Annotated in this window: 25 protein-coding genes; 9 read left to right on the top strand and 16 right to left on the bottom strand. The window is 68.1% G+C overall.

Annotated elements, in window-relative coordinates; all coding sequences use genetic code 11:
• Positions 1-3 precede the first annotated feature (3 nt).
• A complete protein-coding gene (locus ACFWVC_RS01155; protein WP_384273511.1) occupies positions 4-471 on the top strand; it encodes a MarR family winged helix-turn-helix transcriptional regulator in 468 nt (155 codons plus the stop codon).
• A 147-nt stretch (positions 472-618) separates the two neighbouring features.
• Here ACFWVC_RS01155 and ACFWVC_RS01150 read toward each other — a convergent pair whose 3' ends face one another.
• From ACFWVC_RS01150 to ACFWVC_RS01140, 3 genes are all read right to left on the bottom strand, one after another.
• Entirely contained in the window at positions 619-816 is a 198-nt protein-coding gene (locus tag ACFWVC_RS01150; protein ID WP_384273508.1) for a DUF6233 domain-containing protein, read from the bottom strand.
• Between the two features lie 109 nt (positions 817-925).
• Positions 926-1,108: a hypothetical protein gene (locus ACFWVC_RS01145; RefSeq protein WP_384273505.1), complete on the bottom strand. Its 183-nt coding sequence runs from the start codon at positions 1,106-1,108 to the stop codon at positions 926-928.
• A 1,295-nt stretch (positions 1,109-2,403) separates the two neighbouring features.
• The gene (locus ACFWVC_RS01140) at positions 2,404-2,895 is read right to left on the bottom strand and encodes an SPW repeat protein (RefSeq protein ID WP_384273502.1); all 492 of its coding nucleotides are present in this window, start codon (positions 2,893-2,895) and stop codon (positions 2,404-2,406) included.
• Positions 2,896-3,618: 723 nt separating this feature from the next.
• On the opposite strand from ACFWVC_RS01140, the gene ACFWVC_RS01135 reads away from it, so the two are divergent.
• Positions 3,619-4,464 (top strand): RNA polymerase sigma factor SigF, encoded by an 846-nt coding sequence (locus tag ACFWVC_RS01135; RefSeq protein WP_384273499.1) that lies wholly within the window; start codon positions 3,619-3,621, stop codon positions 4,462-4,464.
• 99 nt (positions 4,465-4,563) lie between these two features.
• Complete coding sequence (locus tag ACFWVC_RS01130; protein WP_384273496.1) at positions 4,564-5,778, top strand: phosphatidylserine/phosphatidylglycerophosphate/cardiolipin synthase family protein; 1,215 nt, start codon at positions 4,564-4,566, stop codon at positions 5,776-5,778.
• A 241-nt stretch (positions 5,779-6,019) separates the two neighbouring features.
• Here ACFWVC_RS01130 and ACFWVC_RS01125 read toward each other — a convergent pair whose 3' ends face one another.
• A complete protein-coding gene (locus ACFWVC_RS01125; RefSeq protein ID WP_384273699.1) occupies positions 6,020-6,187 on the bottom strand; it encodes a hydrophobic protein in 168 nt (55 codons plus the stop codon).
• 120 nt (positions 6,188-6,307) lie between these two features.
• Positions 6,308-6,922 (bottom strand): hypothetical protein, encoded by a 615-nt coding sequence (locus ACFWVC_RS01120; RefSeq protein ID WP_384273493.1) that lies wholly within the window; start codon positions 6,920-6,922, stop codon positions 6,308-6,310.
• A 426-nt stretch (positions 6,923-7,348) separates the two neighbouring features.
• Between ACFWVC_RS01120 and ACFWVC_RS01115 the strand changes: the two genes are divergently transcribed.
• Both ACFWVC_RS01115 and ACFWVC_RS01110 read left to right on the top strand, forming a co-directional pair.
• Positions 7,349-7,780 carry an NfeD family protein gene (locus ACFWVC_RS01115; RefSeq protein ID WP_384273490.1) on the top strand — a complete coding sequence of 144 codons (432 nt, stop codon included), beginning with the start codon at positions 7,349-7,351 and terminating at the stop codon, positions 7,778-7,780.
• A 3-nt stretch (positions 7,781-7,783) separates the two neighbouring features.
• Entirely contained in the window at positions 7,784-8,809 is a 1,026-nt protein-coding gene (locus tag ACFWVC_RS01110; RefSeq protein WP_384273487.1) for an SPFH domain-containing protein, read from the top strand.
• A 239-nt stretch (positions 8,810-9,048) separates the two neighbouring features.
• Here the strand turns inward: ACFWVC_RS01110 and ACFWVC_RS01105 are convergent, their stop codons facing one another.
• Positions 9,049-9,615: a Dps family protein gene (locus ACFWVC_RS01105; protein ID WP_384273484.1), complete on the bottom strand. Its 567-nt coding sequence runs from the start codon at positions 9,613-9,615 to the stop codon at positions 9,049-9,051.
• A gap of 509 nt (positions 9,616-10,124) precedes the next feature.
• Complete coding sequence (locus tag ACFWVC_RS01100; protein WP_384273481.1) at positions 10,125-10,559, bottom strand: hypothetical protein; 435 nt, start codon at positions 10,557-10,559, stop codon at positions 10,125-10,127.
• Between the two features lie 747 nt (positions 10,560-11,306).
• Between ACFWVC_RS01100 and ACFWVC_RS01095 the strand changes: the two genes are divergently transcribed.
• Positions 11,307-11,804, top strand: coding sequence for a TspO/MBR family protein (locus tag ACFWVC_RS01095; RefSeq protein ID WP_384273478.1), 498 nt, complete (start codon positions 11,307-11,309; stop codon positions 11,802-11,804).
• A gap of 12 nt (positions 11,805-11,816) precedes the next feature.
• On the opposite strand, the gene ACFWVC_RS01090 is transcribed toward ACFWVC_RS01095, so the two are convergent.
• Together ACFWVC_RS01090 and ACFWVC_RS01085 are read right to left on the bottom strand one after the other, a co-directional pair.
• Positions 11,817-12,851 (bottom strand): SRPBCC family protein, encoded by a 1,035-nt coding sequence (locus ACFWVC_RS01090; protein WP_384273475.1) that lies wholly within the window; start codon positions 12,849-12,851, stop codon positions 11,817-11,819.
• A gap of 4 nt (positions 12,852-12,855) precedes the next feature.
• Positions 12,856-13,611, bottom strand: coding sequence for a histone protein (locus ACFWVC_RS01085; protein ID WP_384273473.1), 756 nt, complete (start codon positions 13,609-13,611; stop codon positions 12,856-12,858).
• 489 nt (positions 13,612-14,100) lie between these two features.
• Here ACFWVC_RS01085 and ACFWVC_RS01080 point away from each other — a divergent pair, with 489 nt between their 5' ends.
• The 3 genes from ACFWVC_RS01080 (at position 14,101) to ACFWVC_RS01070 (ending at position 17,136) form a co-directional block, all read left to right on the top strand.
• The gene (locus tag ACFWVC_RS01080; protein ID WP_384273695.1) at positions 14,101-14,757 is read left to right on the top strand and encodes a hemolysin III family protein; all 657 of its coding nucleotides are present in this window, start codon (positions 14,101-14,103) and stop codon (positions 14,755-14,757) included.
• A gap of 446 nt (positions 14,758-15,203) precedes the next feature.
• Positions 15,204-15,497, top strand: coding sequence for a hypothetical protein (locus ACFWVC_RS01075; RefSeq protein WP_384273470.1), 294 nt, complete (start codon positions 15,204-15,206; stop codon positions 15,495-15,497).
• A 298-nt stretch (positions 15,498-15,795) separates the two neighbouring features.
• A complete protein-coding gene (locus ACFWVC_RS01070) occupies positions 15,796-17,136 on the top strand; it encodes a PP2C family protein-serine/threonine phosphatase (RefSeq protein WP_384273692.1) in 1,341 nt (446 codons plus the stop codon).
• A gap of 934 nt (positions 17,137-18,070) precedes the next feature.
• Here the strand turns inward: ACFWVC_RS01070 and ACFWVC_RS01065 are convergent.
• The 7 genes from ACFWVC_RS01065 to ACFWVC_RS01035 all read right to left on the bottom strand — a co-directional run bounded on the left by ACFWVC_RS01065 (position 18,071) and on the right by ACFWVC_RS01035 (position 26,165).
• Positions 18,071-18,655 (bottom strand): hypothetical protein, encoded by a 585-nt coding sequence (locus ACFWVC_RS01065; RefSeq protein WP_384273467.1) that lies wholly within the window; start codon positions 18,653-18,655, stop codon positions 18,071-18,073.
• 590 nt (positions 18,656-19,245) lie between these two features.
• Positions 19,246-19,845: a TetR/AcrR family transcriptional regulator gene (locus tag ACFWVC_RS01060; RefSeq protein ID WP_384273464.1), complete on the bottom strand. Its 600-nt coding sequence runs from the start codon at positions 19,843-19,845 to the stop codon at positions 19,246-19,248.
• Between the two features lie 88 nt (positions 19,846-19,933).
• Entirely contained in the window at positions 19,934-20,287 is a 354-nt protein-coding gene (locus tag ACFWVC_RS01055) for a DoxX family protein (RefSeq protein ID WP_384273461.1), read from the bottom strand.
• 118 nt (positions 20,288-20,405) lie between these two features.
• Positions 20,406-22,454 (bottom strand): acetoacetate--CoA ligase, encoded by a 2,049-nt coding sequence (locus ACFWVC_RS01050; protein ID WP_384273458.1) that lies wholly within the window; start codon positions 22,452-22,454, stop codon positions 20,406-20,408.
• On the bottom strand, positions 22,451-24,088 hold the full coding sequence (locus tag ACFWVC_RS01045) for a bifunctional 3-(3-hydroxy-phenyl)propionate/3-hydroxycinnamic acid hydroxylase (RefSeq protein ID WP_384273455.1): 1,638 nt from the start codon (positions 24,086-24,088) through the stop codon (positions 22,451-22,453). Before ACFWVC_RS01045 ends, ACFWVC_RS01050 begins: the two co-directional genes overlap by 4 nt.
• Positions 24,085-25,023 carry a fumarylacetoacetate hydrolase family protein gene (locus ACFWVC_RS01040; RefSeq protein ID WP_384273452.1) on the bottom strand — a complete coding sequence of 313 codons (939 nt, stop codon included), beginning with the start codon at positions 25,021-25,023 and terminating at the stop codon, positions 24,085-24,087. The genes ACFWVC_RS01045 and ACFWVC_RS01040 overlap by 4 nt, the downstream gene beginning before the upstream one ends.
• Complete coding sequence (locus ACFWVC_RS01035) at positions 25,020-26,165, bottom strand: VOC family protein (RefSeq protein WP_384273449.1); 1,146 nt, start codon at positions 26,163-26,165, stop codon at positions 25,020-25,022. Before ACFWVC_RS01035 ends, ACFWVC_RS01040 begins: the two co-directional genes overlap by 4 nt.
• Positions 26,166-26,236 lie beyond the last annotated feature (71 nt).

The following is a 26,236-nucleotide window of genomic DNA, read 5'->3' as shown; positions in this document are numbered from 1 at the left end:
TCTGTGACCGATCCGCTCGACGCCACCGAGACAGCGCAGTGGACCACCTGGAAGCACGCCAACGAGGCCGTTGCCGTAGCGGTCGCGCAGGAAATCCAGGCTGCTGCGGGCCTGTCGGTGGCGGACTTCTCAGTCCTGTCCAGAGTGATCGAGAACGGGAGTGGCCGCTTGGCCCAGAATGAGCTGGGGGCCATGCTCGGCTGGCAACGGCCCCGACTGTCCCGTCAGCTTTCCCGCATGGCCGACCGAGGACTCCTCGTCGGAGAGGCCGGTACTGCCGGCCGGCGCCTGATCACCGCCACCGAGGCCGGGCGCGATGCCTTGGCAGCCGCCAGGCCGGCCCACGCCAGGGCCGTCAGGCGAGTCCTACTAAGCCGCGCACAGGCATCGCCGAATGACACCTTCTGGAATGTGCTCCAGCACATCGCCAGCGATGCGGCTCCAGCTGACGACCTGGCTGAACTCGGCTGAGCACAGGTCGTCGTGTTCGATTCGGTTCAGGTCCTTGCTGCTGTCCGAAGTGGTGAACAAGTGCTGCTTCGTCGGCATGTGCGCCAGGTCCCCCGGCGTTGCGGCAAGGAACACGGCTCAAGGGCAGGCCTCAGCTGCGTCGAGACGTCATCGCGATGGCAGAAGTACGCGGTCGGGACGGCAGACGGGGCAGGGAGCGGCGTCGGGACGTTGGAGTGTGGCGTGGGCTTGTTCGGTGGTCGCCGGCGTGGAGATGTCCCGGATGGCGCGCGGCAGTCGCCACGGTGCACGATCCGGGCTGGGCCGACGTCGCCGGTGAAGTACACCGGTACCTCGGCCTTCCACCCCGGGGTGACGTGGTGCCGGATGGTTGGCACTTGGTCGCAAGGCTGGCCGGCGATGGGTTCGCAGCGGTTGGCCGGTGCGAGGAATACGACTGGCGCGGGTTCATCGGTCAGGCGGCCATGCACGTCGGTAGCGGAGGGGAGATGGGTCGTTGGTACCACCAGGACCCGTCGGCCTCATGCCGCCGGCTCTTCGCCACGGCGTAGAGGATCTGGCCGTCATGGAGTTGCACCCGCACCAGCGGCCCGTCGGCCCGCGGAAGGTGTTCCGGCGGGGCCGTGTCCTCGCTCATCGCTCCCACCTCCTTCCGAGTCCCCGTTCGGTTCCATAGTGGAACGGCCTGGCCCCGGCCCGCCTGATGTCCCGCGGGTCCGTGGGCGGTGAGCCTTGTGTGGGGTGGGGCCGGGCGTGATTCGGGTGTGCGCGCCTATGCGACCCACTGGCTCCCTGCCTTGGGCGGGGCGGGCGGACTGTCGGATGTATGGCGGACTCTCACGGGGAAGTGACGTTCGCGGCTGCTGCGGTGAGGAGGGCCGGCGGAGACCGGGCGGCGGTTACGAGCGCGCCGAATCCGTGGGCGCTGCGCTCAGGCGCGCCCGGATGGGCGATTTCTTGCTCGCGGAGAACGTCCGACCCGGCCGATCGGGGATCCTCAGGAAGCTCCGTACCGCCAGGCAAGCTGACCTTACTGCGCATGTCGAGCGAAGTGTCGAAGGGTGTTGCGGGCGGTGAGAGGAAGCCGTCCTCACCGTCCGCCGGCGCAGTCACTCAGGTCTCTAGGAGCCGCGTGAGTGGGCCCCGCCCGGAGTGTGACGGCCTGGCGGGGCCCAGTGATGCGCGTCGGCGGCGACGATGACACCGGCGCGCATCTGTCACTGAAGCCGACGGCCGGCCGCGTGATGTTGTGGCGCGTCGACGCGAGGACCGCCGTCACTCCAATGGGTGTCCTGCCTCGCCTGATGCAGGCTCGGGTGACGGACGGTGCGCGGTTCGTAGGACATGGCCTGTCGGCGACGGCTGGTGATGAGCCCGCGCTAGTGGTGGTGGACTTGTCGGCGGGGTCCGGCCAGAAATAGCCGGACCCCCCATGCGTTCGTGCCGCGGTGCCGCATCCGGTTCTGTGTATCGGAGGAAGAGGAGCAGGCAGCGTGTACGGCGGCCACCGCTCGCCGGCGCCACTGCGTTGAGGTGATCATCAAGTGCCGCAGTGCACTTGTGGCCCTCGTCGCCCAATGGGCTGCACCCGAAGGGCATGCCAGCGGCAAGGCGGCGGCCCGCGGTGATGGCCCCGGCTTCGCGATTAGACGACTCGGCATCGAGGACGGTCCAGCGTGCTGCTCCCCCAGATGGCAATCGGGCCGGTCCCCGGCCGCCGAGGGGCGGCGTCCCGAGCGCAGCGAGCCGGGCGGTCCCGCCATCGGGCAAGGACGGCGGGGCCGCACTTTCAGAGTGCGCTCGAGTTCGGCTCACAGCACGCTGACTGGGTGATAGCGGGCCGTCGCCGAGCGAATGGTCGGAGTCCGGCAGCAGCGTGTGTCTTGGCGTCATCCGGCAGGCATGCGCTGCCGATTTGCGGACGGGCCTGTGTCAGCCGCGCCTCACGCCTCCAGGGGTGTCCGACATGGCGCGCCCCGCCGTGCGAGCGCTGCCGGGACGCGTTGCTGCCGCTGCGAGCGCCACCGCCAGGCCGATCACGCCGACGATCACATTGCTGGTGATGGTGCGCCAGCTGCTGACCTCACCCGCGACACACCAGGGCGAGATGATTGTCCACAGGGCGATGACGGCCGCCGCCCAGGCCTTGGAGTGAGTGCGCTCGAAGCCTCGTCCCACGCCGCCCATGAGCAGTGCGTACGCGATGCCGGCGATGAGATTGTTGACGGCGATCGTCGACAGCGCGTTGAAGCCCGCTATCGCATTGAAGCCCGCGATCCATGGTGAAGCAGCCAGGTAGGTGCCTATGAGGAGGCCCATGGCTTCTACTGCCTGACCGCGATTGGTCGCGGTTGCTCGCTCGTAATCGGCGCGAAGTTCCAGCAGATCCGGGTGATGCTCGATGCCGGGCTGTGTGCGAGACATACAGGCCATCTCCTGTCATTTCAGTCATTCCACCTGTCCATCTACCCGCACTCACGCACCCAAGTCCGGTCACCCTGTGTGCAGGACTGGCTCGCCATCCGTGGCCGATGCCCGGCATCAGCGTTAGGGACGTAGCCCACGCAGTGAGTGGGGCCACGGCACCCGCGGATTCCATGCCGGCCAAGCTGACCCCGGCGGGATTGAGGCGCATTCTGGAAGAGCGGTCCCGACCGTCCCAGCCGGGCTTCTGTTTCGGGCGGGGGACGCGCGATAAGCGGTCCGGCGTAGTCCCGGGTCTCCGCACAGGGCTGCGCCGGACGCCGTCACCCGAGAGGCGGCAGTCGACGGGCGCCAGCCGGCGAGGGTGGGGAGCGGCAGGCATGCTGGGCCCCTCCGGTCGCCAGCCATGACAGAGCCCCTGTTGCCGGGTAGCGGCAGGGGCTCTGTCGCCGTCACCCGTGGCCGCCGTCCGGAGCATCGACGCCTTCTACCCCGACACCGTCACCAAGCTGCCACGGCAGGCAGTAGCGCCGCGGTCGCCGGTCCGCGGACCTTCCGTCATGGCTTCGGGTAGTGGCTGCCGGGCCAGGTTGGGCCCGAGGGCCGCCCTTGCTTCCCCCGCACTTCGCTGAGGAGTTCGAATGGCGGGCGCAATCCGGGGCAGATGGGCGATGCCCTGGGAGTGCAGAAAGCACCAGGTAACAGGTTGAGGAGGGCACTGGGATGCAGGCATTGGCCGATGACGCGGTCGAGACGGCGCAGGATTGCGGTACGCCGGAGGAGCTTCCGGAGGTGTCCGGGGCGATGACGGCGCCGGAGGTCCGGCAGGTCTCCAAGGTGATGTTCGCCCGCCTGCAGACGCTGGAGGAGGGCACTGCCGACTACCAGTACGTCCGTAACACGCTGATCGAGATGAATACCGCGCTGGTGCACTTCGCGGCCCGCCGCTTCTCCCAGCGCGCGGATCAGATGGAGGACATCCTGCAGGTCGGCACGATCGGTCTGATCAAGGCGGTCGACCGGTTTGACCCCGATTACGGGGTCGAGTTCGTGACCTTCGCGCTCCCGACCATCGTGGGCGAGATGAAGCGGTTCTTCCGCGACACCAGCTGGTCGGTCCACGTGCCGCGGCGGCTGCAGGAGCTGCGCCTGGACCTGGCCAAGGCCACCGACTTCTTGGCTGCCGAGCTGGACCGGGCGCCGACGGTGGCCGAACTCGCGGGCCGGCTGGAGATCGGCGAGGACCAGGTCGTGGAAGCGATGACGGCCGCCAACGCCTATTCCGCCGCCTCCCTGGACACGCCGCCCGCCGAGGAGAGCGACAGCGGGACCGGCTGGGCGGAACGGCTGGGCTACGACGACAACGCTTTCGGCAAGGTGGAGGAGATCGAGGCGGTCAAGCCCCTGATCCGGCAGCTGCCGGAACGGGACCGGCTGATCCTGTCCCTCAGGTTCGGCCACGACATGACCCAGGCGCAGATCGGCGAACGCCTTGGTATCTCCCAGATGCAGGTTTCCCGCCTCCTGACCCGGATCCTCACCCGGCTGCGCACCCAAGCTCTCCAGTAGCCCGGACAAGCGCCCTCCGGGGACTGCGGTGTGGGCCAGCGGCAGGGTGGCTGGCCCACACCCATCCTTCGACTTCTGCCGTTCCAGGAGAAGCACCACATGAGTATCGACAAGACCCTTGTCACACCCCCGCAGGGTGACGACGGCCTTCTGCAGGCAGGGGAGCGCAAGCAACGTCTGCGCCGGCGTCTGGAAAGGCTGATCGGGGTTGCCGCGACCGAAGGCAACGAGCTTGTTCCGCTGCGCAACGGGGACGAGATCTTCCCCGCGATGCTGGCGGCGGTCCGCGGGGCCGAGCACGTCATCGACATGATGACGTTCGTGTACTGGCGTGGCCAGATAGCCCGCGACTTCGCCGCTGCTCTGGCCGACCGAGCCCGCGCCGGTGTGCGGGTGCGGCTGCTGCTGGACGGCTTCGGGGCCAAGGAGATCGAACAGGACCTCCTCGATGACATGGACGCCGCCGGAGTGCAGGTCGCCTGGTTCCGTAAACCTGCGTGGACCTCCCCGCTCAAGCAGAACCATCGATGCCATCGCAAGGCTCTCATCGTGGATGAGCACACCGCGTTCACCGGCGGGGTAGGCATCGCCGAGGAATGGTGCGGCAACGCGCGCACCCCCGAGGAGTGGCGTGACACCCACGTCAAGGTCCGTGGCCCGGCGGTTGACGGGATCGCGGCCGCGTTTGCCCAGAACTGGGCCGAGTGCCACGACGAACTGTTCGATGAGCGCGACCGCTTCACCGAACATACCCAGCCGGGCTCCTCGACCGTGCAGGTGGTGCGGGGCTCGGCCAGCTTCGGCTGGCAGGACCTGCAGACCCTCATCCGCGTCATGCTCACCTCCGCGCAGGAACGCTTTCGCCTCTCAACCGCCTATTTCGCCCCGGACCCCTACTTCATCGACCTGCTGTGCGCCACCGCCCGCCGTGGCGTCCAGGTCCAGATCCTGCTGCCCGGCCCGCACACCGACCAGCGCGCCTGCCAACTCGCGGGCCAGCACCATTACGCCGCGCTGCTCGCAGCCGGTGTCGAGATCCGCCAGTACCAGCCGACGATGCTCCACACGAAGATCATGACGGTGGACCGGGTCGCAGCGCTGATCGGCTCCACCAACTTCAACCGTCGCTCGATGGATCATGACGAGGAAGTCATGCTCGCCGTCCTCGACGAGACCTTCACTGGCATCCTGGACGACGACTTCGATCACGACCTGACACGCAGCGAGGCGATCGAGGCGGCCCGGTGGAAGCGCCGGTCCTTGCCACAGCGTCTGAAGGAAGCCGCCGTCATCCCCGTGCGGCGCTTTCTGTGACCTTGGGGGCTCTGCGCACGGGCCCTTCGCCTACAGCCAGGGGGCCCGAGGGTGCGTGAATGAGCGTGGCGTAGACGGGGTGGGGCGGCTCGCCGGGGAGGTTCGCGCTGGTTCCGGGGCGCGTCGACGGCGAGCTGCCTTGGTTGCGTCTACCCCCGAACGGGGTGGGGAAGTGCGAAGGGTGGGGTTCGCGGCCTGATCGGCGGCACGAACCCCACCCTGGGGCTCGGGTTGTGTCAGTTCACCATCGGTACCAGCGGCGGCGTCCGCCGCCTTCGGCGGCCCGGAAGACGAAACCGAGGAGCCACACCACCAGCACGATGATGGCGATCCACCACAGGGCCTTGAGGGCGAACCCCGCGCCAAAGAGGACCAGGGCGAGTAGCAGGACAGGCACCAAAGGAACGATTCCGTGGCCCTCCTGACTTCGCGTCTGTCCCGCGGATGGGATACCACGCGTGAAAACAGGCTGGAGTCGGCCTCGATGCGCCGTCCGTGGGACCGCTGTAATCGCCGTCGTTTTGCGTGGTCAGTACGCCAAATGCCAGCTGGTGGTGGGCACGTGAGTGGGCAGTGAGGGGGTGTGCTGGGCGAGGGAACGAGCACGCTGCCACATGCCGTGCACCTGCTCGGCGGGGCGCTGCTGTTCTCCGTGCAGCGCGTTGACGATCACCAGACCGCCGGTCAGCGCCGGCACCAGCCATTGCAGGCACGCCAGATGACGCTGCGCGGTCGTCAGGTCGACCGGGTGCTCCGTCGCCTTCTGCGCGTCCTCTGGCCGGTCGGAGGAAGCGAGCCTGATCTTCCTTCCCAGCACACCGCTGTATGCGGTGGCGGCCACAGCGGCCCCGGTGAGCACGGTCTTGACCAGGGTGGAGGTTGCCACGCCTTGCTGGACAGCGACGCGATGGGCGTTCACCGCGAGTAGGCCGCTAGCGCCGATCAGGTGGCAGCCGATCGCCGCCGCATTGACCGGCGCCCACTTCTCCCAGCCCGAAGCGGCGATCCGGGCATTTCCTCTCTCATTGCCGCCTTCGGCCCGGGCAGCGCCGTTCAGGCCGACCGCGCCCATCATGGAGCCGCCGCACCACGCGGCCAGTCCCACATCGTGCAAGCTCCGCAAGACCGTATGGCGTTCGGACATGCTCCCGTGCTCCTTGGATAGCGATCTCAGACGACGGTGGCCCGCCGGTCTTCCTCACCGTGACCCACCGCAGCCGCCACCGCCATCGAGGCTGGTACGAACGAGCCCACGGATCTGGCTCGGGCAGGGCTGCGGTGTCCTCCATACTCCTGCAACGATGCCGCGAGGGCATCGGTGGTGGCCCGCGATGACGTCTACGCCCGGGCAGACCTGTGTACTGCGACGACGTGCGGCACCACCCCGTTCCGCAGTACGCCGTGGACGCACGTCGACCTTGGCTTTCATGCCCTCCGCGTAAAGAATTTATTCTTACATTTGGTACATCTGGGCCCGGTGATGGGAATACTCGAGGTAAGTGACTGTTCCGAGAGACGGCTGAAGGGGGCAGTGGCTCGCCAGTCCACCCTGCAAGCGGCAGGAGGGGCCATGGACCCGTGGCTGATCTGGCTGATTGCCGCGGCAGTGCTGGCAGTGGCGGAGATCTTCACGCTCACTGCCGCGCTGGGGCTGCTGGGTGGGGCCGCGTTGGTCACAGCGGGATGCGCGGCAGTCGGGCTTCCACTGCCCTTGCAGTTCCTGGTGTTCACCATCGTCGCTGCGAGCACCGTGCTGTTCGTCCGTCCCGTAGTGGTTCGCCACGTGCGCCAGCCCCAGGCCGAGCGATTCGGCGTCGACGCACTGGTCGGCAGGAGCGCATATGTCGTCTCAGAGGTCACTGGTCTGGGCGGCAGGGTCCGCATCGGCGGTGAGGAATGGACTGCCCGCGCCTATGACGAGACGCTGGTGATCCCCCCTGGAGCGACTGTCGACGTCATAGAGATCAGCGGCGCCACCGCACTCGTCTATCCCCAGGGGTGAACCATGGAATCGGCGCTATTCGTCGCTGGACTGATCGTCGCGCTCTTCGCCGTCTTCACCGTGTTGCGGGCGGTACGAATCGTGCCTCAGGCCCGAGCTCGCAATGTCGAACGGCTCGGCCGCTACCACCGCACCCTGAAACCCGGCCTCAACGTCGTCATCCCCTACATCGACCGTGTCTATCCGGTCATCGACCTGCGAGAACAAGTCGTCTCCTTCAAACCACAACCGGTCATCACGGAGGACAACCTCGTCGTGGAGATCGACACCGTCCTGTACTTCCAGGTCACCGACCCGCGAGGGGCCGCCTATGAGATCGCGAACTACCTTCAGGCAGTCGAGCAGCTCACCGTCACTACGCTGCGCAACGTCGTCGGCTCCATGGACCTGGAAAAGGCTCTCACCTCGCGCGACACCATCAACAACCAGCTTCGTGGCGTACTGGACGAGGCCACCGGCAAATGGGGGCTGAGAGTCAACCGGGTGGAGATCAAGGCCATCGACCCCCCGCAGTCCATCAAGGACGCGATGGAGAAGCAGATGCGGGCCGAGCGAGACAAGCGAGCCGCGATTCTCGGCGCCGAAGGACAACGCCAGTCGCAAATTCTTACCGCTGAAGGCGACAAACAGGCCGCCGTCCTACGCGCCGAGGGCAACCGCACAGCCGAGATACTCAAGGCCGAGGGCCAGTCACGGGCCATCGACGAGGTGTTCCAGGCCGTGCACCGCAACGACCCCGACCCCAAACTGCTCGCCTACCAGTACATGCAGATGCTGCCCCAGCTCGCACAAGGGCCAGGCAGCAGCTTCTGGGTAATCCCCAGCGAGGTCACCGCGGCACTCAATGGCGTTTCCCGCGCCTTCAGCGAGGTGCTGCCCCAGTCGCCGGCCACCCGCGCAAAATCCTCGGACGACCGAGCTGCCCAGGCAGCCGACGACACGGCTCAGGCCGCAGAGGCCGCTGCCGAGGCCCTCGCCGACGCGGCCAAGGCCGATGGCGCCTCCGCCCCCGGCCCACGCAATCCCTAGACGAGAACCCACGGACCGCCACCGCCCGACCCCAATGCCAGAGACGCGCCATGGTCGTGCCGGCGCCGACGAGGTCCGGTATCACTGCGGGGAACGGTTCGGGGCAAGTGGCTCAGGGCGCCGAGGCGGCGAGCGGGGGGCAGGAGAAGCACCGAGTCGCTGACCTCCGTTCCCGGTCGCAGACCAGAGCGCGGTCGGCGGCCGGGGAACATTGGGATCGGGCCCGGAGGAGTTGTCTCTCAGGGCTGATGGATGGCCCGTTCGGCGGCCTTGCGGGCGGCTTGCCGCTCGCTGTCGCCGGCGCTCACGCTAAGCGTGCCGCCTGGGTTCTCCAAGTGCGCGCGCACGAACCACTGGAACAGCTCCAGCTGGCGAAGATGCTCGATGAGCATGTCCTGGGTAACCGGGTCCAGCGCGTCGGTGGCCTGCACCGCCCTGCGGTGGTCGGCGATCACACCGCTGTAGACCATGTCGAGGGCCCCCAGATGCGCCATGCTCTCGGCGCGGCCGACGGCGTAGTCGTTCCAGCTGCGCTCCCTGACCAACGCGCCGGGTGTGCCGACCGGCGATCCGCCCAGGACGGCGATGCGCTCAGCGGTCTGGTCAGCCATCTCACGGACCGCGTCCACCTGCGGGTCAAGCATCTCGTGCACCGCGATGAAGTGCGGCCCCACCACGTTCCAGTGGACGTGCTTCAGGGTCAGGGCCAGGTCGTTGAGAGCATGCAGCCGCATGCGCAGCACCTCAATGGTCCGGGCTCCCTGGTCTGCACTCATTGAGGGGACGGTGTACTCCGGTGTGTTCATTTCGGCTCCTGTTGAAAATCGGTTCGGGCATGCCGGGACCCTTGGCCCCTCGGCGGTCGCTGCTTATGCGTCCTACTGCCGCCGGCTCCGCGGGCCGTGCCTTGGTCCCGCAAGTTGGCCACCGGGAAGAACAGGAAGGCGACCAGATCCTTTTCCTGGTCAGGCTGACGGGCTGACCGGTGAAAACCGCACGAGAGTGGAGCGAGAGCAGGAAAAGGTCACGCTGGGAAGGGCCCGTTCCATGACGTTGCCCCTTTTCCCCGCCGCGAGTTACCGGGTGGGGGTTGGGCGTCTCAGAGTTTGCGTGGTCCACCTCTCATCCGCCGGCGCAGCTTTCAGACTGCGTCGAGGGGTCGTACCGTTCGGCTAACCGCCACAAAGGGATCAAAACCACAGAATCTATTTTGTGATCGCGCGACTCGAACTGAGGGACCGCGAGGCCAGGCGTTCCACCACGCCAAAGCGGCGCTAGCGGCGCTGTCTACGAGGCGGCAGGGCTCATAGTTCCATCAGTGCGTCAGGTGCCAGTCCGGAACCGCAGGCATGTGAGGGGCGAGCGATCGGGCCCTTTGCCACATGCCCTGGACCTGCTGCGCGGGGCGTTGCTGTTCGTTGTGGACGGCGTTGAGGATCAGCAGCCCGCCTGTCAGAGCCGGTACTGCCCATTGCATGACGGCCAGATGCCGCTGGGCCTTGTCAGTTTCGAGGGGATGCTTGGCCGCCTTCTCCGCGTCTTCGGGACGGTCGGACGAGGCGAGTTCCAGTTTCCTGCCCAGGAGACGGCTGTAGGCCGTGGCCGCCAGTGCTGCCCCGGTGAGGGCGGTCTTGGCCAGGGTCGAGGCGGCTACGCCCTGCTGGGCCACGACCCGTGCGGCGTTGACGGCGAGCAGGCCACTATAGTGCTGACCAGGTGAGTGCGGATCGCCGAGGCGTTCACCGGGCACTTCGACCAGCCGGAAGCAGCGATTTGCGTTCGGACGTCAGACAGCTCCTCAACGGCGGACCCGTCGACACCGCCTGCCGAGCTCTCTCCCACAGTCACCCCGGCTGCGCCTCATGCCACCTCACAGGTGCGCACGGGCCAACGGACTCCCGCTCCATTCACTCGGTTGCCGCATTCAGCGCAGGCCCGTCAACGCCGATATCGCAGCGATGCACCCACAACTCTCAGCACCGGCGGCCCGCTTGCTACCTCGGGCGCGCAGCACCCCCGGTCCGACTGCCAGACCCACTGACTGTGAGACCGTGGCCTCACCGGAGCCCGCTGTCGAAGAGGACAACCTCCTGTTGCTTGTCATCCAGGAGCTGTGCGCCCGCGGACTTGTCACAGCGGGCGAATCCCACTCCCCCGGTTGCGATCACAAGGCATTTCCTGGGTGAGCTTCGGCGGTCGCTCGGCATGTAGGGCGGCACAAGGGCTGTAACGCGCGCGGCGCGATCGAGTGATCGGGGTGCGCGCCTATTCTCCGTTCCAGGCGCATCAGGTGCGGACCCTGGATGATCATGTCCAATAGCCGTGGCGCCCCCCGGATCTGTCGCCATGGGTCAATCGGGGAAGGATCGCGGGTGTGTGGCGGATCAGCGAACGCGGCGGGCGACGACAGACAGAGCCACAGTGTTGCGGTGGCCGACTGCAGTGCAAGGCGGGCTCCGGGCTCCGGGTACGGTGGCAGCCCTACGCCGGTGCAGCGATGGTGGTAGCTACCGCTGCCGCAGTGGCCGCTGCCGCGGTCGACGCGGACAGCGCCTGGTATCGGGGGTTGGCCACACCGCGGTGGCAGCCGCCGGCTTGGGCGTTCGGCGTCATCTGGACACCCCTGTACGCAACCATCGCGTGGTCCGCGGGGCGTGCCTGGAACCAGGCCGACGAAGGAGAACGTACCCGGCTAGCCGCCGCGCTTGCGGTGAACCTGTCGCTGAACACGGCTTGGCCCTGGGTCTTCTTCGCAGCCCACGGCCCCCGCGCGGGCTTGGCCGGCACCCTGCTGCTGGACGCCAGCAACCTCCATCTCATTCGCACCACTTCCCGCACGGACCGGCGCGCGGCTCCTGCGCTCCTGCCGTACGCGGCATGGAGCTGGTTTGCCACGACCCTCAATGCCAAGATCGCACGGCGCAAAGTCTCACACCTGACTGACCGCCACCGCTGGTCCGCAGCAGTGCGATCACGCGCTCCCCGCATCGCGTGACGCGATCAGCGATCACCGGGTCTCCTCATCGTCCTCTTCATCTTCGTCCTCTTCATCTTCGTCTTCGTCGTATTCCTCCTCTCCGTCTTCGTCGTATTCCTCCTCTCCGTCCTCTCCGTCCTCGTCGTATTCCTCCTCTGTGTCTTCCTCATCGCTTTCCTCGTCTGCGTATGCGTCGTCAGCGGAGGTGTCCTCTTCCTCTTCGTCGGCTTCGTCGGCCTGTTCCTCTTCCTCGATGGCCTCCTCATGGGTGCGGACCACTTCACCCTCGCGGATCTCGCCGCGCCAGCCTTCCGGTTCCTCGTCGGTCAGGGTGACGTAGCGCTGGAAATGCTTGAAGTCCAGCCGCAGGCGCCGCCCCTGAGCGCGCCAGATGTTGCCGGTCTTCTCGAAGAATCCGGAGGGGTAGTACTCGACGACCAGGACAATGCGCGTCAGCGTGGGCGTCAGTTCATGGAAGCTGACGCAGCCGCGCGTGGTGCCCTTGGCCCCCTCCGAGGTCCACACGATGCGGTCGTCCGGGATCTGTTCCTGGACCGTGGCCTTCCAGCCGCGAGTGGAGGGACCGACCTTCACCTTCCAGTCACTGTCGGCCTCCTTGCCCTTGGAGACACTGCGGACGCCCTTGGTGAAGCCGCTGAACTTCTCGAACTGGGTCCAGTAGTCGTATGCGTCCCGTATCGGTACGCCTACGTCCAGTGCTTCGATGATGTTCATGACCTTGGTGGTGCCGGACCCACGGCCCTTGCCACCGCCGCCGAACGCCTCCTTGACCTTGCCGACCACGCTGTCCTTGACGCTCTTCGCCTTCTCACCGATCAGAGCCTTGATCGGTGAATCGCCCTGAAGCATCCGCAGACCGGCCTTGGGGAGCACACCGCCGTTCTCCGCCACACCGGTCAGTCCGCTGGTGATGTCGCCCAGTTTGTCGCCGGCCTTGTCCGCCAGGTTCCCCACCTGGGCTCCGACGAAGTCCTTGAACGCGCCACGCAGCTGGTCAAGTCCCGAGCCCTGCTCGATTTTGGTATCACGTGCCGTGTCGGCCATGGGTCTACCTCCGCCGCCCTGCGGACGTCTTCTTCGCCGCCGTCTTGTTCGCTGCGGTCTTCTTCGGCGTGGCCGAGGACTTCCTCGCCGCGTCCGTCGTCTTCGCGGGCGCCGCCTTCTTCCCTACTGCCTTCTTCACAGGTGGCGCCTTCTTGGCCGGTGCCTTGCGAGCAGCGGACGACTTCTCGGGACGCGCGCCGCCCCGTCCGTGCCGGGAACCCGCTTCGCGGTCCTCGTCTCGCTTCCGGGCAGCGGCCGCGCGACGACGGGGGGCAGGCTCCTCTTCCTCTTCCTCCTCCGGTTCGTTCTCGTCCTCGGGCTCTTCCTCCTCCGGTTCGTTCTCGTCCTCGGGCTCTTCCTCCTCCTCCGGTTCGTTCTCGTCCTCCGGCTCCTCCTCTTCCTCCTCCGGTTCGTTCTCGTCCTCCGGCTCCTCCTCCTCCTCAGCCTTGCTGCCGATGCGCTGGGTACGCGCATGAAGGGACTCGGCCAGATCGGCGAGTTTGCGATCGGCCACCACGCCCATGGCCTTACGCCCGGCGTCGAGTACCTCACCTCGCAACTGCTCGTTGAGGTCAGCGAATTGCGGAAGTTCACGCAGCCTCTTGACCCCCTCTATCAGCAGCTGCTGGGGTTCCAGCCCCACCCGACGACCGGCCAGGTAGGTCGCCATCGCAAAGGCGACTCGTCCCTTTTTCGTCCGGCCAAGGACATACCCCCCAACAACCGCGGCGGCGAGGGCGATCTTGGGTACATCAGCCATCAGATTTCCCTTCGAAGGGCTGGGCTGCCGAGCAGACGCTGCGGCTCGCGAGTGGCGCCCGGCAATGTCAGGGCTCGCTCGCAGGAGGGAGGCATCCGTACGGAGTAGCCGGCAGCGGCCACGCTGGTCACTCCCCTCCTTTCAGTCTGGGTGTTGACGTCAGCGGGCGCATGCGGAGAGCAGAGAGAACTGCGGGGCCGCCGCAGCCCCGCATGATGCCGAGGTGATTACGCCACATAGTCGATGCAGGCCACCGGCGATCCGTGTCGCCGAGCCGGTCTCCGGGCGGCGGCGTCGACACGCTCCTAGCATGGGTTTATGTGCGCAGATGACGCCCAGCGGCCCCAGGGGCAGCCGGACTTCGCGGCCTGTGACGGGCCCACCGGCAAAGCGCTTGGTCACGTCGCTGATGGAAGGCCTCAACAAGCGGTCGGCCTGGTCGAGACGTCAGAATGCAGAACTGCAGGAGCGGTCCACCAGGTTGGCGAAATGGTCGAGGGGGTCGCCAAGGCGATGGAGCCGCTGAAACCCAGACTCCGCGGCTGGTTGCATGCCGGCATGTTTCCCGTCTCGCTCATCGCCAGCGTCACACTGATCTGCCTCGCTCGCACACCCCTGGCCGCGCTCGCCTGTGGAATCTTCTCCGCCTCCACGTGGCTGCTGTTCGGTATCAGCGCGGTCTACCATCGCGGCACGTGGGGCCGGCGCGGCGAGGCTGTCCTGCGACGGCTGGACCACGCCAACATTTTTGTGATCATCGCCGGTACGTACACGCCCCTGGCCGCAATTCTTCTCCCCCAGCACAAGCGAGCCGTCATGTTGGGGCTCGTATGGACCGGTGCCTTGGCCGGAGTTGCTTTCCGGGTGCTGTGGGTTGAGGCTCCCCGATGGCTGTACACCCCTTGCTATCTGGCGCTGGGCTGGTCCGCCGTCTTCCTGCTCCCCGACTTCATGCACGTCGGCGGGGTAGCAGTGGCAGCCTTGATCGTGGCCGGCGGCCTTCTCTACACCGCGGGCGCCGTGGTGTACGGAATGAAGCGCCCCGACCCCTCTCCGCGCTGGTTCGGATTCCACGAGGTCTTCCACGCCTTCACCCTGGCTGCCTTCACGACCCACTACGCGGCAATCGCCCTGACCGCCATGTGACCACGACCGCGATGTCCTGTGTGGTCTCGAAATCGCCGCGGACAGAGAGGCTGCGGCCCGTCGGCCGGGTGTGCATCCGGGCGGAGCCCGTACCTCAGGGCTGCGCCCCCTGTGCCGTCGTCTGAAGTGCCTTTCCTGACGTGCGCCGTTGGGCGCGGAGCGTAGCGTGGAAAGTGTCCGCCCAGCCTGGGCCCGCCAGCCGAGGCCGCGCCTCCAGCCGCCGTGGCGTTGGAATGAACGGAAGCCCGCTGACCAGCAGTGACGAGTCTTCGCGGGAGGATTTCATGGCCGTGCAGCACCGTTTGGTGAGCGGATCTCCAAGAGAGGTGTGGGCCGTCCTTGCAGATGGCTCGCGCTACGGTGATTGGGTCGTCGGACCGTCGCATTCCCACCAAAGCGATGGTCAGTGGCCGCAAGTCGGGTCCTGTATCGAGTACAGCGTTAGCGTGGGCCCCCTTGCGGTTAACGGGAAGACGGTCGTCCGTATCTGCCGGCCGCCCCGGCAACTGGAACTTGAAGCCGAGGCCGGATGGCTCGGCACCGCTCGCATCGCGCTCGACCTCCGTCCGTGGGGCGAGGACACCCTGGTCGTCCTCGACGAACATCCGCTGCGCGGCCCTGGCGGGCTCCTGCACAACGCAGTGCTGGACGCCCTGATCCAGCTCCGGCATCGCAGCATGCTCGGCAGGCTGGCCGACACCGTGGAGAACGACGTGGGCGAGCAGGCGAAAGCGAGCTGACCGCAGGCCCTCAGGAGGCAAGTTTCGGGTGCTCAATCGATGCTCGCCTGCCACGTCATCAAGCTGTCTCTGGAGCGCCAAAGCGCCCGCGTCATGAACGGATGCCCTGGCCGCCCGGCATCAGCAGTTCGCATCCGTATCCTCCCAGGCGCGGGAAGTCAGAAGACCACGGACTCTTCCGGACGATCCTTCTTAAAGCCTGGAATGTTGGCATCTCCAGTGACTAACGTTGCTGCATAGCAAAAGTCTCGGTGACATTCTGTGACCATTCGGAAACTTTATGATCCCGGAGGCGGTCATGGGGGCTGGGAGAGATTGGCAGGCGGGCATCGCGTTCCCTGGCGGGTTGCGACCCGATGGTCTGCCGGCTGCACTGTCGGACCGTCGGCGGCTGGCGGCGGTGGAGGCGACCGGGCTGCTCGACACCAGCCCCGAGGACGCCTTCGAGGACCTGGCGCAGCTGGCGGCCGCGGTGACCGGCTGCGGGCGGGCCTTCATCACGCTGGTCGACGAGCACCGGTCGTTCTGGAAGTCCTGCGTCGGGGTGGACGTCCGGGAAGCGGTCGAGCGGCAAAGCCCGGTCGGGGAGTCCTTCTGTTCCTTCCTGGTCGGCCTGGCTGGCGATCCCTTCGTGGTTGAGGACGCTGCCGCCGACCCCCGCACCGGCGGGCATCCGTCGGTCGCCCGGATGAAGATCGGGGCCTGGGCGGGGCATCCGATCCTCGCCCCGGGCGGGGAGGTGCTTGGCAGCATGCACGTGATCGACGAGAATCCGCACGTCTGGCAGCCCGAGGAACTGGCCGCGCTGGCCACGATCGCCCGCGCGGTGAGCAACGAGATCAACCTTCGTACCTCGCTGGCCGCCGTCGAGGACGCCCTGGAGACCTCCAGCGGCCTGGCCCGCAGTCTCCAGGACAGCCTGCTGCCCCCCGTCCTGCAGAAGGTGCCCGGCTTGGAGACCGCCGCCTCCTACCTACCGGCGGCCGGTGGCAGCACCGTGGTCGGTGACTTCTACGACCTGTTCCACGCCAAAGGCCCGTGGTGGTGCACCGTGATGGGCGACGTCTGCGGCAAGGGCACCGAAGCGGCCAAGGTCACCGCCCTGGCCCGCTACACCCTGCGCGCCGAGGCGACCCAGCACATGTCACCCGCCGCCGTCCTCGACAACCTGAACTCCGCCCTCATCGAGCAGCGCAAGGGCGAACGGTTCCTGACCGCCGTCTACGCCACCTTCCGCAGCACGCCCTCCGGCATCGCGGGGCGCCTGTGCAATGCAGGACACCCGCCGGCCCTGATCCGCCGCGCCAACGGCCGCGTCCGGGAAGTCGGCCGATCCGGAACCTTGCTCGGCGTCCTTGCCGACGTCAAACTCATCGACGTTGCCTTCAGGCTTGCGCCTGGCGACGCGCTGCTGCTCTACACAGACGGCGCCACCGAGGCCCGCGCCCGCCGCACGGCTTCCTCCGGCGCCCGGCCACAGTTCGGCGAAGACGCATTGTCCGCCGCCCTCGCCGGCTGCCGCGGTCTGGATGCCCAGGGCATCGTCACCCACCTCGGCGACCTCATCGCAGAGCACAGCGGCGACTGGGCCAGCGACGACACCGCCCTCCTCGCCCTGCGAGTTCCCCCTCGCCCCTGACCAACAAAAAGGCCATGGTGGGCGCCGGGGGCACCTGATGCTGCGCCGAAGACCTAAGCGACCCGCAACCGCGGCGGCACGGTCTACGGATTCCTCTCTCTGGTCCCACCCGAAGAAGGGCCGCCGGATGGCTCCTGCGGGTCCACTGCAGTGGACTCTGAAACGTCCTTGCTCCCGCTGGGGCGCCCGGACCGGCCACGAGGCCCGGTGTCGTGGATCCCCTTCTTACCGGACTTCCCAGACCGCTCCTCCCCGCTGCGGGAAACGTCTTTCACCGGCCTGCCTTCCAGCGAGTCCTCGATGTCCTGCTGACTCGGCTCGCGGTTCTTCCCGCCGGGCGCGTAGGTGTCCGGATGGAAGGAACGATGCGCGCTCGGATTTTCCTCCTGACGGGTCGCGTCCACATCCGGAGACCATCCGTGCTGGTCATCGCCCTTGAACCGGCTCGGACCCTCACCGTGAGGGCCTTCACTGCGCTTCTTCGCCATGGCAGCTTCCCTTCACCAACCCCCCGAGAGGCAATATGCCCCATTTGCGCGCATGCCCAATATTCGACATCCAACCGGGTCGGCACGAAGGGATACGCCCTGCTGTCCGGTCGCACCGAACTGACACCGGCTGCCTGACCGCCGCATGCCGAGTCCCGGGGGATTGACAGTTACCCAGCGTCAATCCCGCTGCGCGCCAGGCCCCCCTTGCCGCAGCAGCGGCCTTGGGCGCGGCTCCACGCTGTGCTGCCGTTGCCCACGCGTCGATCTGCTGGCCCATCGGGATGAGCAGCGCACGAAACGGCCCCTACAGGTAACGGCGCCCCGGTCTGCTGTTTCCACTGCTTGGCGGGCCCCGGAACTGGTGTTGGACGGGAGTTGTGGAACGTCACGTATTTCCCCATCCGCAGCGCCAACTTCCCCGCCCTGTCGTTCGAACGTGCGGATCACGGCTCGGGGATCCATTCCGTGGGTGGGGGTGTGCGGCTGTAGTGGGCTCCTCTGGGGCCGTAGCGGGCGAGGTGGAGGGTTTCGCCATCGAGCTGGATCTCTGCCGGTGGGGGGTTGGGGACGGAGATCCGTGGGTGGGCGTAGGGGTGACCTTCGATGAAGAGGGGCTCCCGGTGCAGGTTCCAGCTGTCCGCCAGGCTCTGGGCGCGCTCGCGGATCCACGGGTTCTGCAGGGTCCGTCGGGCGGCCGGGTCGTGGGCGTGACCGTTGAGGCTGCGCACCAGGGCTTCGCTATAGACGCCCTTGACCCGGAAGTTCTCCAGGTGCTCCACACGTACGACCATGTTGACGTACCGGCGGCTGTTGCCCCGGTGCCGGCCCACCGCGTGCCAACGCCAGTGGCCAGGGTCCCAGCGAGCGGGCGGGAGCCACAGCAGGGTGCCCGCGCGGAAGTGCTTCGTGCCGTGCTGGATGTCGAGGCCGCTCTCGCCGTGCGAGGTCTCCCGCGCCACGTTGGCCACCAGGCACCAGCCCAGCAGCCCGTCTGGTGTCTCTTCTTCGGTGGGTCCCGTGTCTGTCACGCCGAGAATTCTGAGGCCCGAGGCGGGTCGCAAGCCAGCGTTTATCAGCTGAGCCGACCGGAGCGAACCACATCAGATCACCAGCCGCAGAAGATGTCGGCCTCGTTCGAACATGTGGGCGGGGAAGCTGGGCTCTTGGTGGGGAATTTGGTGACCTCCGACAGGGGTGCAGGGGCTCGCTTCGTTGCGGGTGGCGCCTTCGCCCACACGATGTGCACAGGCACGCCGACGCAGGGCGTGGGGGCATACGCAGCGATGCGCTACGCAGCCCTGCAGAGATTCACCCGGCGACAGCAGGGAGCAGTTGGTATTGGGTGGCCAGTTGCCCGACGCGGCGGGCCACCTCCACGGGCAGGCTCTCTCCTCGACAGCCTGCTGAAGATCCGGAGTGAGCTTGAGCAGTGCCAGACGCTGGGTGACCCATGGGCTGGATTTGCCGAGAGACCTCGCGACGACCCGCTGAGAGCCATGGACTTCCACGAGGCGCTGAAGCCTTTGCCTCGTCCAACGGGTCAAGGGTTCGTGTTGGACCGCTGCGGTGAGGGCGTTCTCAAGCAGGGTGTCAGCCCCGCAGCATGGCCAGCGGCTGGCTAGCGACTGATGCCGAGCGCCGGCAGCGCCACCGCATCGATGTAGCGGTGCATGAAGGCGGCATCGACCTCCATGTCCTCCAGCAGGCGGTGGGTGACCACGGCTCCGAGCATCATGTGCGGCATGAAGTCTGCTGCAGGCACGTCAGCTTCTATCTCCTCGCGGTCGGCGGCTCGCCCCAGCATCTGCCGCACTCCGGTGAGCTTGGGCTCGATCATGTGCTGGCGCAGCGCCTCAGCGAGGTTGGAATTAATGGCGAAGGCATGGGCCAAGCCCCGGATCAGCGGGACATCGACGGCCGAGCCGTCGCCGATGCGATCGGCGAGCTCGTGCAGGTCGCCGGGGAGGGAACCGGTGTCGACGTTCTCGACGTGGACGGCCTTCCCGCGCTTGAGCGCGGTCGCGACCAGGTTCTGCTTGCTGCTCCATTGGCGGTAGAGGGTCGCTTTGCTGGAGCGGGTACGGACGGCGACCGCGTCCATCGTCAGGGCGTCGTAACCCGCCTCGCGCAGCAGGTCGATCACCGCGCCGTACAGCTCCTGCTCCCGCTCGGGCGTCAGCCGAGTGCGACGCGCCGGTGCGCTCGAGTACGTGGTCACTTCCGTGCTCTGTCTCTCGCTCCTGGTGTCGGGAGCCCCTGAGGGGAGTCCCGGACCACGCAGAGGTCAGACGGGATGCCCGGTCGGATCACCACGTGGTCCCGGCAAGGAGCACGAGATAGCAACCGATCAGTGCCGCACCGGCTACTGCGGGGATGAGCTTGGGGAGCCTGTCTCCGGTGCGGACGTGCGTTGCCACGGCTCCGGCGAGCAGTAGCAATAGACCGGTGGCGGCAAGGGCTCCGATCGGCGGCACGACGGGGCCGAGGGTAACGCCGACGGCGCCTGCCAGTTCCAGGGATCCGATGACGCGGTAGCCCGTGGTGCTGAAGCCTGCGTGGGCGGCCATCTTGGGCATGGGGCCCAGGGCCAGCATCTTGGCCATGCCCAGGAGGGCGAAGATCAAGGCGATGAGGCAGAGCAGGACGGTGGGGAGGTTCATGCGAAAGACCTAGCGGTGTGGGGGCGGGTGAGTGCGGGCGCGTGCGCACCGGTGAATGCGCGCTGCTGCGGTCTTGGGGGTCGGCCCTACTGGTCGCCGGCGCGGCATGTTGAGGACGTCATCGGCTGCTCCCGGTGTCGTGGTCCGCGGTTGTGACGAGGCCGCGCTGCCGGCGGCGTTCGGCGCCCAGGCGGGCGAACCAGGCGACCAGTTCGGGGTTGTCGACGGCCGCGGGGTTGAGGACCCGCTCGACCGGGGCGCCCTGGAGGATGCGTTTGACGGGGACCTCGAGCTTCTTGCCGGTCTTGGTGTGCGGGATGGCCGGCACGGCGAGGATCTCGTCGGGGACATGGCGTGGTGAGGCGCCGACGCGGATCGCGTCGCGGATCTTTTCGCGCAGGGTGTCGTCCAGGGTGACGCCGGGCGCGGAGACGACGAACAGGGGCATCCAGTAGCCGCCGTCGGGTTCCTCTGCGCCGATGACGAGGGCCTCGGTGATCTCGGGGAGGCGTTCGACGATGTCGTGGATGTCGGCGCTGCCCAGGCGTACGCCGTTGCGGTTGAGGGTGGCGTCGGAGCGGCCGTGGACGATCACCGAGCCGTGGGAGGTGAGGGTGATCCAGTCGCCGTGCCGCCACACGCCCGGGTAGGTGGCGAAGTAGGCGTCGCGGTAGCGGCTGCCGTCGGGGTCGTTCCAGAAGTACAGCGGCATCGACGGCATGGGCCGGGTGACGACCAGTTCGCCGACCTGGTCACGGACCGGGGTACCTGTGCCGTCGTAGGCGGCCAGTGCCACGCCCAGGTTGGGGGCGGACAGCTCCCCCGCCCACACAGGGCTGGTGGGGGCGCTGCCGGCGAAGCCGGAGACGACGTCGGTGCCGCCGCTGGTGGAGGCCAGCTGGACGCCGGGCCCCACGTGGTCGCGGACCCAGGGGTAGGCGGAGGCGGGCAGGGCGGAGCCGGTGCAGCCGACGGCACGGATGGCCGACAGGTCGTGCTGGGAGGGTTCGATGCCGAGCTTGGCCATGGCCAGCAGGTACTGGGGGCTGGTGCCGAAGAGGGTGACCTGGTGGCGGGCCGCCAGCTCCCACAGGATGTCCGGACGCGCGTGCGGCGCGGGGCTGCCGTCGTAGGTGCAGGTGGCGGCGCCGGTCAGCAGGGTGGAGACGACCAGGTTCCACATCATCCAGTGGGTGGTGGTGTACCACATGAGGCGGTCGCCGCGGCCGAGGTCGGTGTGGAGGGCGAGGGTCTTGAGATGCTCGAGCAGGACCCCGCCGTGTCCGTGAACGATGCCCTTGGGCAGGCCGGTGGTGCCGGAGGAGAAGACGACCCATAGGGGGTGGTCGAAAGGCAGCGGGGTGCAGGCCAGTTCCTCGGTGCGCCCGGCGGCGTCCTGCCAGGGAACCGTCTGTCCTGGGTGCCTGTCCTCGGGCCATGCCAGGCCCACGTGGGTCACGAGCACCGTGCCCTTCACGGAGGGCAGGGCGTGGGCCAGTTCGAGGGAGGCGTCGCGGCGGTCGTGCGTGGTGCCGTTGAAGAGGTAGCCGTCCGCGGTGATGAGCACCTTCGGTTCGAGCTGGGCGAAGCGGTCGGCGGCAGCCTTGGGAGCGTAGTCCTGCCCGCACACCGACCACACGGCGCCCAGGCTGGCGGTGGCGAGGAAGGCGATGATCGCGTGGGGGGTGTTGGGCAGGTAGCCCACCACCCGGTCGCCCTGACCGACGCCCAGATCGCGCAACGTGGCGGCGACGGAGGCGACCTGGGCGCGCAACTGCGAGCCGGTGATCTCGTGGCCGGCCCCGGTCTCGTCCAGCGCGATGATCGCGGGAGCGTCCGGGTGCAGGTCGCGCAACGCGTGGTGGGTGTAGTTGAGGGTGGCGCCGGGGAACCAGCGGGCTCCGGGCATGGTCTCCGCGGCCAGTACCCGCTCGTACGGAGTTGCCGCGTCGATGGCGAAGTACTCCCACACCGCGGCCCAGAACCCCTCCAGGTCGGTGACGGACCACCAGTACAGAGCCTGGTAGTCGGTGGGGTCTTGGATGCCTTCGGCGCCCTGGTGCCGGACGGCTTGCCGGGCGAAGTCCACGATGCGGCTGCCGGCGGCCGCCTGCGGGTCGGGGGTGAAAAAAGGTTCCGGATACGGCACGGAGTGGGGGGTGGTCATGGGGCGGCGCTCCTTGGGAGGGGGACGGCCGTGCCGTCGGTGTTCGGCGGGGCTGTGCTCAGCAGCGGTGCCCAGGCGTCGGTGCCGGTGAAGTTCCCGGTGCCGGCGGGGACGGTGTCCATCACGATGCGGTCCGGGCGCAGCAGGACGGCGTCTGCCCGGCCGGTTGCCAGCCAGGAGGCCAGGGTGCCGTCGTCGCCCAGGGCGCCGGCGTGGAGGGTGTGTGCGCCCAGTGCGGTGGTCACGGCCGTCATCTGGGGGGTGGGCGGCACGGTGGTCAGGAGGGCGAAAGAGGTGCCCAGGAGATCGTCGAGGCGCACGCGGTTGCCGTCGTGCAGCACCCAGGGTTGTGGGCTGTAGGTTCCGGCCAGTACGCGGCCGGTCAGCCGGCGGCGGCGTCGTACCAGGGGGCCGGCTTTCAGGGCGGGGCTCAGGTCGCGGCTGATGGTCCGGGTCACGCCGGGGATGCGGCAGGCTGCGCCCACCAGGGTCCGGCGGATCGCCGCGGCGTGGTCCTGGCCGCCGGTCATGGCCCAGCCGACGGTGACGGCGAGGCGGATCATGTGGCGGGCGTGGGGTTTGCGTTCGTGTTCGTAGGTGTCCAGCAGTGCTTCGGGGGCTTCGTGCCGGAGGACGCGGGCGAGTTTCCAGGTGAGGTTGTGGGCGTCGCGCAGGCCCGCGCACAGCCCCTGTCCGATGAAGGGCGGGGTGAGGTGGGCGGCGTCGCCCAGCAGGAAGATGCGTCCTTGGCGCCACCGGTCGGCCAGGCGGGCCCGGAAGGTGTACTGCGCCTGGCGTATCACGTCGAAGTCGCTGTCCCACGGGGCATGGGGGGGCAGGTCCACCCAGGGGGCGACCAGCTTGCGCAGACGTTGGTTTCCGTCCGGGCCGTCCAGGTGCTCGTCTTCGGGGAGCCGGAACTCCCAGCGGTAGCGGTCCTCACCGACGCGCATGAAGGTGGCCGGCTGGGTGGGGCAGCAGATCTGCTCGGCGCCTTCCCAGGTGCGCACCTGGCGGGTGGTGCGCACGTCGATGACGTTCCAGCGTTCCTGGAAGTGCAGGTCGTTCCAGGTGGCGTCGATGGCATGGCGGGTGAGACTGCTCGCGCCGTCGCAGCCGAGCACGGCATCGGCCCACAGATACTGCTCCTTGTCGCTGCCGTCGCGGCGGAAGGCGACCCGGACCGGGGTCGTGGGGCCGTGGTGTCCGCTGGGGTCCTGGGTGAGGGATGTGACCTCCGTTCCGGTCCACAGCTCGCACTCGGGGTGGCGGGGCAGGGCGTCGCGCAGCAGGCGTTCCAGCTCGGGCTGGTCGAACATGCTGGTCTGCGGGTATCCGTGGTGTCCGTGTGGGGAGCGAGGGAGTTCGGCGATCAGGCGGTGCCGGGCATCCAGCAGCCGCAGCCCTCGCCCGGGGCGGGAGATGGTGGCGAACTCCTCGTGGATGCCGACACTTTGCAGGATCCTGCGGACCTCGTCGTCCACGACGACGGCGCGCGGCAGGGGGTAGATGTCCTGGTGGCGTTCCAGGATGAGGCTGCGCACGCCGCGCTTGGCGAGGAGGAGGGCGGCCGTGACGCCGACGGGCCCGGCACCGATGATCACCACCGGTCTCCGGGATGCGGTGGCGTTCACTCGGCGTCCGCCACGGGGGTGTGCTGTTCGCCGAGGTCGATCCGCCCGTCGGGGGTGGCGATCGTGGCGGTGATCAGGTCGCCCTGCCGCAGGTAACGGGGGTTCTTGGCCTGGCTGTTGAAGAAGGCCTTCCATTTCCGTGCGGGCGGGAGCAGCGCGCCGATTTTCTCGACCGCCTTGGGCGGGGCCTTGAGAGCGGTGCCGCCGGGCGTGCCGGTCAGCAGCAGGTCGCCCGGATCGAGGGTCTGGAAGCGCGCGAGCAGGGTGAGCGCTTGCGCGGGCCGCACGATCATGTCGGCCAGCGTGTGGTCCTGGCGCGGTTCGCCGTTGACCGACAGTCTCAGTCGCAGGTCGAGCAGGTGGGCGAAGTCTTCGGGTTCCAGCAGGGCCAGGTGCGGTCCGGTGGGTGTGAAGGTGGGGTAGGACTTGCTCTCGTAGAACTGGGTCTTGGTCAGCTGGACGTCTCGGGCGCTGACGTCGTTGGTCAGGACGAGTCCGGCGACATAGCGCGGCAGGTCCCGCTCCTCGACGACGGTGCCCACGGGCAGGGGGGCGCCCAGGACGAGGCCGAGTTCCACCTCGTAGTCGAGGAATTTCACGTGCGCGGGGCGGACGATCGTGTCGTCCGGTCCGCTGACAGAGCCGGATGCCTTGCGGAAGAAGGTGGGCGGGATATCGCCGGTGAAGCCCGAATCGCGTGCGTGGCTGCGGTAGTTGACCATCTGGGCGACCACCCGGCAGGGGGTGGTGACCGGAGGCAGTACTAGCAGGTCGGCGACGGGCGTGCCGCTTTGTGCGGAGCAGGCGGCCTCGCGGACTGCGTCACGGTCGGCGAGCAGTTCGGCGGTGGTGGCCGCCTTGGTCTCGATCCGGACGGCGCTCTCGTTGCGTACCGCCCACCAGCCGTCGGGGGTGCGCACGACGTTGGTGCTCATGAGCTCATCGCTTTCATCAGGCCCAGCAGACGTGCGGGGTCGAGTTCGTTGTCGCCGCGCAGGGCTTTGAGGACCTCGCGGAGCTTGGCGGGGGACGGGCTCGTGCCCAGGAAGTCGCGGGTGACCGACGGGCCCCACTGGGCCAGGCCGCTGCCGGACATCGGCGCCCACCCGGCCTCGACGTCACAGGAGAACAGGTCGCCGTCGGCGAAGTGCTCCAGCATGAAGCGGTCGGGATCGCGCCAGTAGTCGAACAGCTGGCTGCCCTGGATGTGCCGGCCGATGCCCCAGCTGCGCCGGTAGCCGCGCTCGGCCAGGTACTCCCCTCCGGCGGCGATCGCGTCGAGGTCGGTGACCTGGTAGGCGGAGTGGACGTAGCCGGCTCCGGGCCCCAGGTGCATGGCCAGGGTGTGGTGGTCCACGGCCGTACTGCCCTGGTCGCAGCGGATGAAGGCCATGGTCGGCCCACGGTCGCGCTGCCCGTCGAGGAACAGGAAGTCGGACACGATCAGCCCGAGGGTGTCCAGGTACCAGTCCAGGGTGCGGGCGAATACCGGCGTCTCCAGGACCACATGGCCCAGACGCTGGATACGGGAGGGCTCGCGGAGCGGACGCTGGGTGGCGTTCGTGCGGCGGCGATCGGTGCCGAAATTCAAGGTCAGCGGGCGCTGCTCGGGCAGCGCGGGCAACGGTTCGGCGCAGTGCACGACGCGGACCGGCAAGCCCGAGGGGTCGAGCAAGGAGACCGACTGTCCGCCGCCGGGGACGTCGGCGTCCTTGACGGTGCTGCCGGTGGTGCGGGCCAACCGGTGCACGTCGGCTCGCTCGGCCGCGCGGAATGCCGGCCCGAGGAAGCGGGAGGCGCGTCCACGGCGGATGACCATGCACGGTGAGCCGGCGAAGGTGCCGCGCAGCCATAGTTCCCGCTCGGTGCGGGCGGCGATCGCGAACCCGAAGTCATGTGCGAACACCTCGGCCCGGTCCAGGTCCGGCTTCTCGAACTCCAGCCACGCCAGGTCCGCCACCTTGGTCGCGGGGTTGCGGGCGCGCCCCGGGTGCTCGCCGCGCAGGGCGCCCTGCTCGCTGTGGAGGTCCTGGTGGGCCGTCGGGGGGCCGGCTTTGTTAACGGGAGTTTCGGACATGGTGCCCTCCAAGCAACACTTCTGTAATGAGGAAATCATCAACTTTGAAGGAGTCATCGTCAATAGGGCGA

This window comes from Streptomyces sp. NPDC058691, from assembly GCF_042714775.1.
Classification (GTDB): domain Bacteria; phylum Actinomycetota; class Actinomycetes; order Streptomycetales; family Streptomycetaceae; genus Actinacidiphila.
Note: the sequence above shows the minus strand (reverse complement) of the source record. Positions and strands in the feature narration are given on the sequence as shown.